Origin of the sequence: Rhizobium sp. BK512 (genome assembly GCF_014194915.1) — a bacterium.
GTDB lineage: Bacteria > Pseudomonadota > Alphaproteobacteria > Rhizobiales > Rhizobiaceae > Rhizobium.
This window is the reverse complement of sequence record NZ_JACIAS010000008.1, coordinates 229993-242347: the sequence shown is the minus strand read 5'-3', so window position 1 is coordinate 242347 and position 12355 is coordinate 229993. Positions and strand designations below refer to the sequence as shown.

The following is a 12355-nucleotide window of genomic DNA, read 5'->3' as shown; positions in this document are numbered from 1 at the left end:
GGTGATCGTCGGCTCAGTCGCGCTCGGCGATCGCAGTAGCGCGGGGATATTCGCCGTAATAGCCGCGCCAGTTGGCGACGGCAAAACCGAAGACCACGAGGGCGCCTGCCTGATGTAGCAGGCCCCAGTGCAGCGGCACTTCCAGCAGCAGTGTGGTGACACCGATCGCGGCCTGGATCGTGATTAGCGAAAAGAGCACCACGGCACGGCGCGCATGGGTGGTCCAGGATGCCGCGCGCAGGACAATCACCATATTGATGAGAGCGATCGCAAAGAGCGTGTAGGCGCCGAGACGGTGAATGAACTGTACGGTCTTCGGGTTCTCGAAGAGGTTGATCCAGAAGGGCTGCTGGATGAAGAGATCGCCAGGCACCACGGCGCCGTCCATCAGCGGCCAGGTATTGTAGGTAAAGCCGGCATCGAGGCCGGCGACCAGCGCGCCGAGATAGATCTGGAAGAGCGAGAATATGGCAATCGCCGCCGCCCAGCGGTGGGAATTCGTCGTCGGAGCCGGATCGCTGGAATGCGGCGAGAGCCCGCGCATGATCCACATGCAGGAGGCGAAGATCAGGCAGGCCATGACCAGGTGAGTGGCCAGCCGGTACTGGCTGACATCCGTGCGCACCGAGAGGCCGGACGAGACCATCCACCAGCCGATGAAACCTTGCAGGCCGCCCAGCGCGAGGATGCCGGCAAGCGGCCAGCGCAGGCGCTTTTCGATGCGGCCGGTCGCCCAGAAGAAGATCAGAGGCAGCGCGAAGATGACGCCGATGCCGCGCGCGATCAGCCGGTGCGCCCATTCCCACCAGAAGATGCTCTTGAACTGGTCGACCGTCATATCGCTGTTGAGCTGCTGGAACTCGGGAATGCGCTGGTAGAGCTTGAATTCCTCTTCCCACTCGGCAGCGTTCAGCGGCGGGATGACGCCATGAATCGGCTTCCATTCGGTGATGGACAGGCCGGAATTGGTGAGCCGCGTCGCACCGCCCACGAGCACCAGACAGAAGAGTGCCAAGAGCACGAAGCCCAGCCAGATGCGCACGGCGCGGCGGTTATTGTCCTGCCTGCGCACTTCAGTGCGGATCGCCTGCTCCGGGTTCAGGTTCGCGACGGCCATGATCTCTCCTTTTATCCGGCAGTTGATTTGCCCCACCGGCTGATGCAAAACAAGCCCCGAACCTTTGCGGCATGCCGTCGCGCCGGCTCAATCCCATCCGTTCGAAAGTTATACGATGCCCATCCGCCTTCGCAAATTCATCGGCACGATCCTGATCATCATCCTCGTGCTTTTCTATGCGATTGTGGCGAATACGATCGCGGTCGCGACGCTCGGCAACGCGCCCTGGTGGGGACATCTGCTTTACTTCGCGCTCACCGGCCTGCTCTGGGTGTTGCCGGCCATGGTCATCATCAAGTGGATGGCCGGCCCGAAGCAGCAATAGCCGATTAACGGCAGAATAACCCTGATCTGCGGAAAAGCCCGGGCGCGGGCCTCGGTTAAACCAATTATACGTCTTGGCGCCCTAGCTTGCCCTCCAGCAACTTATTGACTGGAGAAGACCCGTGCAGACCCAGAGGCACGACGTTCCCGAGCAACCGTTCGACGCTGCAGCGCAGGCCGAAGCCGGCATTTCCCGGCTGCGGCAGCTGAGCATGAAACTCGCCATGGCCGAACTCGAGATCGAGCTTTTCGATACGATGGAGCCGCTTGAGGCGGAATGGCGCAGACTGGAACGCGATGATCTTTCCTCGCTGCATCAGAGCTATGACTGGTGCAGCTCCTGGGTGGCAGCCTTCCGCCGGCCGCTCGCTATCCTGCGCGGCAGGTGCGGCACCCATACCGCCTTCATCCTGCCGGTAGAGATCGTCAGCTCCCGCGGCATGCGGATCGCCAAATTCATCGGCGCCGACCACAGCAACATCAACACCGGCCTCGTCTCCGACGCCTTTGCCGAAGACAGCGGCTTGCTTGACAGTCACAAGCTTGCCGCTCGTCTTCGCACGGCACTCGCCGGCAAGGCCGACCTGCTTCTTTTGCAGAATATCCCGCTGGAATGGCGCAGCCGCCGCAACATGCTCGCCGGCCTGCCCATGGTGCAGAACCAGAATCACGCCTACCAGCTTCCGCTCCTCGATACGTTCGAAAAGACGCTGCAGCAGCTAAACGCGAAAAGCAGGCGCAAGAAATTCCGCGCGCAAAGCCGGCGGCTGGAGGCAATCGGCGGCTTCGACTACATCGCGCCGGAAGCGTCCTCGGAGCAACACGAACTGCTCGACATGTTCTTCCACCTGAAAAGCGCGCGCTTCGCGTCGCTCGGCCTGCCCGACGTGTTTGCCGATGCCCAGACCAAGGCCTTCCTGCACGGCCTCATCGACAAGCGGAATGGAGACGACTTCGGCCTAGAGATGCGCGCTCTGCGCCTAAAGGGCGACTATGAGGGACGTATTGCCGCCCTGTCAGGGATTTCCCGCAAGGGCGACCACGTCATCTGCCAGTTCGGCGCGATCGACGAGGATCTGATTGCCGATGCAAGCCCCGGCGAATTCCTCTTCTGGCAAATGATTTCAAGCCTGCACGGCGAGGGAGTCGCGCTCTTCGATTTCGGCCTCGGTGATCAGACCTACAAGCGCTCCTGGGCGCCGATCGAAACCGACCATCACGATGTTGTCCTGCCGATCTCCGGCATCGGCGTCGCTGCCGGCGCAGCGCACCGGGCGATCACCCGTGGCAAGGCCTTCATCAAGGCCCGCCCCGGTCTCTATAAATTCGCCCAGAACATCCGGGCCAAGTTCGGCTGAAGATCAGGCGGCGTGGCGCGCGGGGCTGCGCATGGCAGCCTCCTCGCCGCCCGACATCAGGACGACGCGCTCGTAACCGGCGCTCTGGAAATCCTGCATGAGGCCGACGAAAGCAGCCTCATCGATTTCGGGCAGCGACAGGATGATCTCGATTTCCTTGCTGCGCGTCAGCCGCGATACCCCGGCAACATCAGCCGCGCCGCATTCGACAATGACGACATCATAGGCCGAAGTCAGGGCATCGAGCAGCAGCGACAGCCTGTCGACGCCCCGCATGGCGCGGCGCACATCGCTCACACCCTGCGGGATCAGATGCGCGTCCGACATACGGTCGCCATGGATCGTCTCGCCGAAGGCAGCCTCACCGCAGAGAAGATCGGTAACGCCCAGTGCTTCGGGATTTTCCGCCATCAGTTCGCTCGGATAGCCGCTGCCGGTCATATCGACCAGGATCACGCGGCGTCCGGTATCGGCGAGCACACGCGCCAGGGCGACGGTTGCCGCCGAGCCATTGTCACCACTCGGAGATATGGAGACGGCAAGGGGGGCACGGCAGTCGGTCAGATAGCTCGCGACGGACGAAACGGAGAATTCGTTGTCGTCAGCAGGCGCTTCCTCTACGGGCTCCGCTTCCGGCTCCTCCTCATCATCCATGGCCGCCGTCAGCATGCTCGGCCTGACGAGCTTCGGGGCGGGAACAGGCGCTGTCTCGCCCTGCCCTTCCTCCTCGACCCTCTCCTGGATATTCGTGGCCTCGACGTCGGTGGCCCCGACATTGGCCTCGACAGGGCGCAGTGCACGACCGCTGAAGAGTTCGGAGAGCATGATGACGATTGCGCTCATGATGAGCGTTGCGACAGCGGCGACCACGACGATCGGCACCACTTTCGGGAAATAAGGATCGACCTGTTCGATCGCCTTGGAAACAATGCGCGCGTCGGCCGGGCTGGAATTGCGGTCGGCACGGGAAGCAGCCTCACGGTAACGAACGAGGTAGGTTTCGAGAAGCTGGCGCTGAGCATTCGCCTCTCGCTCCAGCGCGTTGAGACCCACTGCATCCTCGCCCGCCCTGGCACTGTTGGCCTGTAGCGTATCGGATTGCTGCTCCAGCTCCTTGGCGCGCAGATCGGCCACCTTGGTTTCGTTCTCGATGCTGGCGAGGATCTTCTGGGTTTCCTGCCGGATCTGCGTCCGTATATCGGCAAGCTGGGCGCGCAGGCTCTTCAGCCGCGGATGGTTGTTGAGCAGGCTCGTCTGCAAATCGGAAATCTGCGACTGCAGCCCGGATTCGGTCGCCTTCAGCCGCTGGATCGACTGCGACGACATGATGTCACTTAGCGTATCGGAGGGCTCGCCCGAAGACAGCGCGTTGCGCACGGCCTGCGCCCTCGCCTCTGCATTCGCCTTGTCGGTGCGCACGCGGGTCAGCTCGATGGAGATATCGTTGAGCTGCTGTGCAGTAAAGGTCGTGGTGCCGTTGGTCTGCAGCAGACCATGGGTGGTGCGGTAATCGGCGACCTTCTTCTCGGCCTCGCCCACCTTCTGGCGCAGGTTGTCGATCTCCGGCTCGAGCCAGCGCGTGGCCTCCGTGTTGGAAGCGAGCTTGGCACCGCTCTGGATTGCCAGGTAGACCTGCGCCATGGCGTTCGGAATGCTGGCGGCGAGCTTCGGATCCTTGGAGGTGAAAGTGATGCCGATGACGCGCGAGCCTGGCACCTGATAGACCTGCAGGCGCTGCGTGAAGGCGTCGATGACGCGCTCTTCCGGCGGGTTTTCCAGCGGGTTTTTCTTCAGGTGCAGCGCCACGAGTATATCAGTGAGCGCGGACCCGTTCGCAGCCGCATCGAATTCCGGCAGATTATAGAGCTTCAGATTGTTGATGACCTGCTTGATGAGGTCCGCCGACTGCAGGATCTGAACCTGGCTCGAGATATTCAACTCGTCGAGCAGTGGTCCGGCACTGGCGTCGTTGGTCTGTGTATTGGCGAATGCGGGAGCGCGCGGCTCGATAAGGACGCGCGTCTCGCTGCGATATTGCGGCGAAACTATCTTGGCGCCGGCAAATGCTACACCCGCACCCAATGCGGTGATCGTCAATATCTTCAGGCGACGGGCCCAGACCGCGCGCACAAGCTGGCCGAGGTCGATGTCCACATCCTGATCACTCGCTACGCGGGACATACTCATTACTCCAATACAAACTGCCGCAAGCGTAAACGACCATGGTAACTCAACGGTTAATGGCAAATCCCTCGCAGATGAGACGGATCTGATAAAGGATTTGCGGAAATCGGCGGATTTTTTACCGGGCATTAACCCTAATAGATCGATAACGGCTCGACCGATTTATCTTCCTGTGAGCAAGCGGATGCCCTTCGTCCAGCCCAAGACCTTGATGGCTATGAGCCTCGCCGCCATGACGGCTGCATTGGGCGGTTGCACCACCTATCGGCCTGCGCCGAAGGCCTTCAACCAGGCGACGATCCAGCCCTATTCGCTCGATAGTGGCGACCGCCTGCGCATCACCGTCTTCGATCAAGCGACGCTGACCAACACCTATACGGTGGATCAGGCCGGCTATATCGCCTTCCCGCTTATCGGCCAGGTCCCTGCCCGTGGCCGCACCCTGCAGCAGCTTTCCGGCCAGATCGCGCAGAAGCTGCAGCAGGGATATCTTCGCGACCCCGATGTCACCATCGATGTCGACCGCTATCGCTCCGTCTACATCATGGGCGAAGTCGGCCAGCCCGGCCAATATGCCTATGTTCCCGGCATGACCGTGCAGAACGCCATCGCCGTTGCCGGCGGCTTTTCCAGCCGTGCCAACCAGAGCATGGTCGACGTCACGCGCAAGATCAACGGACAGGTACTGACGGGCCGCGTCAATATTTCCGGCCCGATCATCGCCGGCGACACGATCTATGTTCGTGAACGGCTCTTCTAGCCGATGGCAGAACAGAGGCCCCTCCGCATTCTTCACTGCTTCCGGTCGCCGGTCGGCGGAATTTTCCGCCATGTCCGCGACCTGGTCGAAGAACACAGCCGGGCGGGGCACGAAATCGGCATCATCTGCGACAGTTCGACCGGCGGCGAATATGAGGATCGTCTCTTCGACGATATCCGCCCCTATCTCTCGCTCGGCCTGACACGTATTCCGATCAGGCGGTCCATCAGCCCGTCGGACATGATGGTTCTCTGGAACACGTTCAAGGAAATCAGGAGTTTGCGGCCGGATGTGCTGCATGGGCACGGCGCCAAGGGCGGTGTGCTTGCGCGGCTTGCCGGCTCAGCCTTGCGGGTCAACAGGTATCGCGTAGCCCGCCTCTATACTGCGCATGGCGGAAGCCTGCATTATTCCCGCGCCTCCATGCTCGGCCAGTTCGTGCTGCGCATGGAGCGGCTGCAGGAATATTTTACCGATGCACTGGTCTTCATCTGCGACTATGAACGCCAGACCTATGCGACCAAGGTGGGTCGGCCGCGGGTCACCAACCGTCTGATCTATAACGGTATCGGCGCGCGGGACTTTTCCGACATTCCGACCCGTTCGGATGCCGTGCACTTCATTTATGTCGGCATGCTGCGCGACCTCAAGGGACCGGATCTCTTCATCGATGCCTTCGCCAAGACCGAGCGCCTGCTCGGTCGACCGCTTTCGGCACTGATGATCGGTGACGGGCCGGAACGCGACCGCTATCGCGAAATGATGGTGGAGCGCGGTCTCGGCAAGCGCATCGGCATGCTGCCGGCCATGCGCGTGAAGGATGCCTTCTCCATGGCGCAGAACCTCGTCGTACCCTCCCGCGCCGAAGCCATGCCCTATATCGTGCTGGAAGGGCTCGGCGCCGGCAAGACCGTCATCGCCTCGCGCGTTGGCGGCATTCCGGAGGTGCTCGGGGCGAATAGTCCCGCACTGGTGACACCGGGAGATTCCGACGATCTGGCGCGTGTGATGGCGGAAGCACTGACGGTACCAGGCTGGCACGACAAGGTCATGCCCTCTCCTGATGCGGTCAAATCGATCTTCTCCGCGCCGGTCATGGCCCGCGAGGTGCTGAAACTCTACGGCGAACTCGTCAATCCCGCTGCGGCACAGGCAAGTCCGGCCGCCTCGTAAATGTTTCTTAGGGGCTTTCTGTTATCCCGCTCACATCAACGAGCGATGAAGCCCCATGAACAAGCTGGAAAAGAGCGGACAGTTCGACGTCGAAGCCCTGCGCAAGCAGGTTTCCGACATGGAGACACGCAGCGGCACCTCCGCGCACGCGGCCGGTGAGACACCTGGCATCAATCCCTACGCACGCCAGATTGCCGAGCAGTTCCGTGACGGAACCTATTCGCCGACAATCATTATCGGCCAGTTGCGACTGCTGGAATTCCTCACGCAATTCGTCATCGGCCTCGTCGCCTTTTATTTCGCCCCCGGGGACGGCAGCGACGGTATCCTGATGCGGGCCGTCATGGCGGCGATCGTTTCGGCATTGACCGTGGTAGCGCTTCAGCTTGCCGATACCTATTCCATTCCGGCTCTCAGAGCCCGTGTGCGATATCTGCCGCGTGCATTCGCGGCATTTGCCGTCGTCTTCGTGCTGACGTCAGGCGCTTTCTCGCTCATCCGCGGGCTTAGCGCGGCGACTGCGGAATCCTACGCCATCTGGCTCGCTGCAGGAGCGATTTTCCTGGTTGTCGAACGCTTCCTCGTGGCACAGGGCGTAGGTAACTGGGCGCGCAACGGCATCATGGAGCGCCGCGCCGTCATCGTCGGCGGCGGCGAGCCGGCCAAGGAACTGATCCGCATGCTGGAGCAGCAGGCGGATAACGATATTCGTATCTGCGGCATCTTCGACGACCGCGGCGAGAAGCGCTCGCCGATCATGGTCGCCGGCTATCCGAAGCTCGGCACGGTCAGCGAACTCGTGGAGTTCGTGCGGATGACGCGCATCGACATGCTGATCATTGCACTGCCGCTGTCTGCCGAAGCACGCATCTTCGAGCTCCTGAAGAAGCTTTGGGTGCTGCCGGTCGATATCCGCCTTGCGGCTCACGCCAATCGCCTGCGTTTCCGGCCGCGCGCCTATTCGCATGTCGGTGACGTGCCGATGCTCGACATCTTCAAGAAGCCGATCCGCGACTGGGATTCCGTTGCAAAGCGCGCTTTCGATATCTTCTTCACCATCATCGCCCTCTGCCTGCTGTGGCCGATCATGGTGGCAACGGCGATTGCCGTGAAGGCGACGTCGGAAGGACCTGTCTTCTTCATGCAGAAGCGCCATGGCTTCAACAATGAAGTCATCAACGTCTTCAAGTTTCGCTCCATGTACACCAGCATGAGCGACCCGAGTGCGAAGGCGGCCGTGACCAAGGGTGATCCCCGCGTCACCCGCGTCGGGCGCTTCATTCGCAAAACCTCGATCGACGAATTGCCGCAGCTCTTCAATGTGCTGAAGGGCGAGCTTTCGCTGGTCGGCCCGCGCCCGCATGCCGTGCTTGCCCAGGCGCACGACCGTGCCTTTGCCGATATCGTCGACGGCTATTTTGCCCGCCACCGCGTCAAGCCAGGCGTCACCGGCTGGGCGCAGATCAATGGCTGGCGCGGCGAGGTGGACAATGACGACAAGATCAAGTTCCGCACGGCTTACGACCTCTATTACATCGAGAACTGGTCGCTCTGGTTCGACCTCAAGATCCTGTTCCTGACGCCTATCCGGCTACTCAACACGGAAAATGCCTATTGAGCACGATCGACGCCTCCCTTGTGCGCGTAGCGCAGCCGCAACGGCTGACGCTGCGCCTCATCGGCTCGGCGGCGGTCGCTTTCGGCGTCTTCCTTTCGGGCTTCGTCATCGACGAGCCGGCACCTTATGAACTCTGGATGGCAGGATTGGTCGGTCTGTGGTTCATCCTCGGCCTGAAGATATCCCGCACCACCGCGCCGCTCCTGGCACTCCTACTCACTTTCAACATCGGCGGCATGCTGTCGCTCACCCAGATGCGGGACCTGGCGACCGGCCCGATGTATATTGCCGTCTCCACCTTCCTGGCGCTGACCTCGATCTTTTATGCCGCCATCATCGAGGATAGCCATAAGCGGCTGCCGCTGATCTTCAACGCCTGGAGCTTTGCGGCGGTGATCACCTCCATGCTCGGCATCCTCGGCTATTTCCATGCCTTTCCGGGCTCGGAAGTTTTCACCCTTTACGACCGCGCCAAGGGCGCCTTCCAGGATCCGAACGTTTTCGGTCCCTTTCTCGTGCCTCCGGCGCTCTACCTCGTCCACGGCATTCTCGCCGGGAATCTCAGAACTTTGCCGATCAAGGCGGGAGCGCTGCTCATCCTGGCGCTCGGCATCTTCCTCTCCTTCTCGCGTGCCGCCTGGGGTCTTTTCGCCGTCACCGTGTTGATACTGATCTTCATCATGCTGCTGAAGGAGCGCAGCGGCGCTTTCCGGCTCAGGGTGCTAATCCTGTCACTTGGTGCCATCATCCTGATGGCCGCCTCGCTGGTGGTGGCGCTACAGGTCCCCAAGGTCAGCGAGCTCTTCTCCGCCCGCGCCCAGCTCGTACAGCAATATGACGGCGAGCATCTCGGCCGTTTCGACCGCCATCGCATCGGTTTCCAGATGATGATGGAGCGGCCGCTCGGTATCGGGCCGCTTGTCTTCGGCACGATGTTTCCGGAAGACGAGCACAATATCTGGCTGAAATCGCTGACCACTTACGGCTGGCTGGGCTTCGTCAGCTATGTCGGCATGCTGTGCTGGACGCTCACTCTCGGCTTCCGCAACATGCTGCTCGACCGGCCATGGCAGCCTTTCCTCATGGTCGCGTGGATCTCCGTCCTTGGCCACGCGACAATCGGCAACGTCATCGACATCGACCACTGGCGCCACGTCTACCTGCTGTTCGGAATCGTATGGGGCTGTGCTGCGCTGGAAGTTCGCCACAGGCGTTCAGCCCGCTCGCAACCACTTGAGAAGTTCGGCAAAGGCGCTAAGTTTCGGGCATGATTACAGGAACACAGATACGCGGCGCTCGCGCCATGATCGGCATGAGCATCGAGGACCTCGCTGCACATGCAGGACTTTCCGTCGAAACGGTGACAGCGCTGGAAAACGGCGAATGGGCAGGAGAGACGCGCGCCATGATCGATGTGCGCAATGCGCTGGAGGCCCGCGGCATCATCTTCATCGCCAGCGGCAATCAGGACGAGGGAGGCCCCGGCATACGCCTGCGCGCCCGGACATCCAACGATGACGGCATCCGACCGGAAAACCTCAACGCAGCCAACGACGACTGACGGAACCAAGCGCTCTCTCGGGCGTTTCGGCTGTCCTGTCAACGTGTTGGGGGTAGCCTGTCTTGAATCGCAACAGCGGTCTTTATCTTGTCATCGGCGCGCTCGTCGTCCTGGTCGTCGGCCTCGGCGCCTACATCTATCACGAGGAGAGCAAGCCTCAGGGCATCGAGATGAACATCGGCAAGGACGGGGTCTCGATCGAGCAGAACTGAGCGTGGAGCCCTGCTGCTCAGCTTGAGGCATTCTGACAAGGACGCCTTAGAGATAGGTCTTGGCGAGGATGGTCAGCTTGCCGCTGTCCTTCACGCCTTGCTTGTAGAGCTGGATGAGGGCAGCGCCGATCCTGTCAGCTTCCGGTGTGCGGGGAGTAATGCCGCTGTCATCGCAAACCTGATTCAGAACCTGCGACAACAGGTCTATATCTTCCGAAAAGAGCGGTAAATCCTGGGGATGAACTGACGATTTCAACATCGCGCCGCATTTCCCTCAGAGGGCATGACGCATCATCCTGCGCAGCCGACGCCCTCCCTGCCAGCCTTATTTTTATTATGCGCGCGGCCAAAAACTTTAGCAACTATGCAAATTAAGATCGTCGGGAACAATCTCTTGTCTCGCGCGTTGCCGGGCCGTTTGGAATTCAAATGGAATGAGAAAGCCGTGAGCGAAAAACGCTTCCCCTCGCCCGTCAGGGTCATATCTCCAAGCAACAGCTTCATCGTTTCAACCGCCTGGGAAGCCGTCGAATATCTCAAGCGCTGGCCGGCCAAGCGCGGCCGCGAATACCGCATAGCACTCCAGCACTGCCTAGATGCAATGGATGGGCTGCGAAGCCCTCGCGCAGCGCAGGCGGCTTTCATGTCGGCGGCCAGGATAGCCGGCCTGCTGCTGTGAGATTTCAAAGGCCGCTCAGGATTCAGCGCGGAATTTTAGCCGTCTGCTCGCGGCATAGAGCCTGCGACTGGTAAAAGCCTTCGACGATCACCTTGGCGCCGACCTCGGCCACATGTGCTTCGGCAAGTTCGGCAAGCGCAAGAGCAACATCCTCTTCCGGCCAGCCCGCTTTCACGGCCTCGTCGGAGAGGGTTTTAAATGCAGCGGCAAGGGTCTGCCGGCAATCGTGTCTATTACTGTCGATCGTCATAAGCCCAGAACTATGCTTTTCTACGATTTCCCTTCTTTACACGCTCAGCAACAAAATTGCGAACAAATTTCATTTTCAAATAATCTAAAATTGGAAATATCACACTTGCCAGCCTCAATCGTAGGTAGATTCTGCTGCAGACGAAATAACTCACCTCTGTTAAGTAGGGATATTGGGCAGAAATATTAAGGAAATATTTTACTACCAATTTAGCGCCTTAAAAACTACAACCGAAAATCTATAATATTTCGGCAGAGTGCTAGCCCGGCTTGGCGCCGCATTGCTCATGAGCCGAAGGATTTCCATGCTGCGCCGGCGTATGCAAGGGTTATTGCCGCATTTGCGCAGACTTTTTTCGGCAGTCATCGGCGGATTACGAGCATGCCGGCCAGCACCGAAGGGCAGGAAAGAAGCTCGCCAGCAGACATTCCCTTGGACAAGTTCCGTTTTATGATCACGGCGGCATTTTTCCCTTGCGTCCAAAAACCGAAAAGTCTAACAGAAGCAAGCCGTTTCGGCAGGTCGGGGCGTAGCGCAGCCCGGTAGCGCACTTGACTGGGGGTCAAGGGGTCGCTGGTTCGAGTCCAGTCGCCCCGACCATTTAATCCCTTGAAATCTCAGTCAAAAAACCAACAGAACTTGAAAGCCGGACGGACGGCGCAAGCTGGCGGCTCCTGCCGCATATGCACTAGCGGTGTCCCTCTCAAATCTTTTAGGGCAACAAACCGCTCCACCTCCTCCTTGCGCCCGACAACCAATACATCATCGTCCAAGCAGAATGTATGTGCGCTAATCTCTCAGTGAATCGTACGGGGTAGCCCGTCCCAGGAAGACGTCAGGTCTTCGAGCAAGGCGAGAAGTTTTTCGAACTCGGAAAGAACGGAGTGAAACTCCTCGTTGCTCAACGAGGCGATCTGTGGGGCCTTGACCGAAAGCGATCCGATAAGTCGCTCGATCCACATGCACCGGTCTGCGGGCACATGCCCGAGAATATCGTCCCGGTATTCCTGCAGGTAGCTGTGGATGCGCGCCACAATCACACGGCGGTCGGTTGCTCCAAGCGTTGCAACATTGCTTCGCGCCGTCTGCAGTTCAGCGATGATCGATGTCTGCATCTCT

14 protein-coding genes and 1 tRNA gene are annotated in these 12355 nt (G+C 60.2%); 10 read left to right on the top strand and 5 right to left on the bottom strand.

Annotated elements, in window-relative coordinates:
• Positions 1–13: 13 nt before the first annotated feature.
• A complete protein-coding gene (locus FHX06_RS26960; protein ID WP_183881424.1) occupies positions 14–1117 on the bottom strand; it encodes a COX15/CtaA family protein in 1104 nt (367 codons plus the stop codon).
• A 115-nt stretch (positions 1118–1232) separates the two neighbouring features.
• Between FHX06_RS26960 and FHX06_RS26955 the strand changes: the two genes are divergently transcribed.
• A complete protein-coding gene (locus tag FHX06_RS26955; RefSeq protein ID WP_029616260.1) occupies positions 1233–1442 on the top strand; it encodes a DUF2842 domain-containing protein in 210 nt (69 codons plus the stop codon).
• A gap of 121 nt (positions 1443–1563) precedes the next feature.
• Positions 1564–2799: a GNAT family N-acetyltransferase gene (locus tag FHX06_RS26950; RefSeq protein ID WP_183881422.1), complete on the top strand. Its 1236-nt coding sequence runs from the start codon at positions 1564–1566 to the stop codon at positions 2797–2799.
• Between the two features lie 3 nt (positions 2800–2802).
• Here FHX06_RS26950 and FHX06_RS26945 read toward each other — a convergent pair whose 3' ends face one another.
• Entirely contained in the window at positions 2803–4980 is a 2178-nt protein-coding gene (locus FHX06_RS26945) for a GumC family protein (RefSeq protein ID WP_183881420.1), read from the bottom strand.
• A 187-nt stretch (positions 4981–5167) separates the two neighbouring features.
• Between FHX06_RS26945 and FHX06_RS26940 the strand changes: the two genes are divergently transcribed.
• From FHX06_RS26940 to FHX06_RS26915, 6 genes are all read left to right on the top strand, one after another.
• The gene (locus FHX06_RS26940; RefSeq protein WP_029869137.1) at positions 5168–5743 is read left to right on the top strand and encodes a polysaccharide biosynthesis/export family protein; all 576 of its coding nucleotides are present in this window, start codon (positions 5168–5170) and stop codon (positions 5741–5743) included.
• 3 nt (positions 5744–5746) lie between these two features.
• Complete coding sequence (locus FHX06_RS26935) at positions 5747–6916, top strand: glycosyltransferase (RefSeq protein ID WP_112544610.1); 1170 nt, start codon at positions 5747–5749, stop codon at positions 6914–6916.
• Between the two features lie 55 nt (positions 6917–6971).
• Positions 6972–8534: an undecaprenyl-phosphate glucose phosphotransferase gene (locus FHX06_RS26930; RefSeq protein ID WP_183881418.1), complete on the top strand. Its 1563-nt coding sequence runs from the start codon at positions 6972–6974 to the stop codon at positions 8532–8534.
• Positions 8531–9805 (top strand): O-antigen ligase family protein, encoded by a 1275-nt coding sequence (locus tag FHX06_RS26925; protein ID WP_113208797.1) that lies wholly within the window; start codon positions 8531–8533, stop codon positions 9803–9805. The genes FHX06_RS26930 and FHX06_RS26925 overlap by 4 nt, the downstream gene beginning before the upstream one ends.
• Entirely contained in the window at positions 9802–10095 is a 294-nt protein-coding gene (locus FHX06_RS26920; protein WP_029869180.1) for a multiprotein-bridging factor 1 family protein, read from the top strand. The genes FHX06_RS26925 and FHX06_RS26920 overlap by 4 nt, the downstream gene beginning before the upstream one ends.
• Before the next feature lie 62 nt (positions 10096–10157).
• Positions 10158–10307, top strand: coding sequence for a hypothetical protein (locus FHX06_RS26915; protein ID WP_029869179.1), 150 nt, complete (start codon positions 10158–10160; stop codon positions 10305–10307).
• Between the two features lie 46 nt (positions 10308–10353).
• Here FHX06_RS26915 and FHX06_RS26910 read toward each other — a convergent pair whose 3' ends face one another.
• On the bottom strand, positions 10354–10566 hold the full coding sequence (locus FHX06_RS26910) for a hypothetical protein (RefSeq protein ID WP_029869178.1): 213 nt from the start codon (positions 10564–10566) through the stop codon (positions 10354–10356).
• 186 nt (positions 10567–10752) lie between these two features.
• Here FHX06_RS26910 and FHX06_RS26905 point away from each other — a divergent pair, with 186 nt between their 5' ends.
• Positions 10753–10986: a DUF982 domain-containing protein gene (locus FHX06_RS26905; RefSeq protein ID WP_312866595.1), complete on the top strand. Its 234-nt coding sequence runs from the start codon at positions 10753–10755 to the stop codon at positions 10984–10986.
• 22 nt (positions 10987–11008) lie between these two features.
• On the opposite strand, the gene FHX06_RS26900 is transcribed toward FHX06_RS26905, so the two are convergent.
• A complete protein-coding gene (locus FHX06_RS26900) occupies positions 11009–11236 on the bottom strand; it encodes a hypothetical protein (RefSeq protein WP_112544616.1) in 228 nt (75 codons plus the stop codon).
• Between the two features lie 523 nt (positions 11237–11759).
• Here FHX06_RS26900 and FHX06_RS26895 point away from each other — a divergent pair.
• Positions 11760–11836, top strand: a tRNA-Pro gene (locus FHX06_RS26895).
• A 197-nt stretch (positions 11837–12033) separates the two neighbouring features.
• Here FHX06_RS26895 and FHX06_RS26890 read toward each other — a convergent pair.
• Complete coding sequence (locus tag FHX06_RS26890; protein WP_112544618.1) at positions 12034–12351, bottom strand: hypothetical protein; 318 nt, start codon at positions 12349–12351, stop codon at positions 12034–12036.
• Positions 12352–12355: the final 4 nt, after the last annotated feature.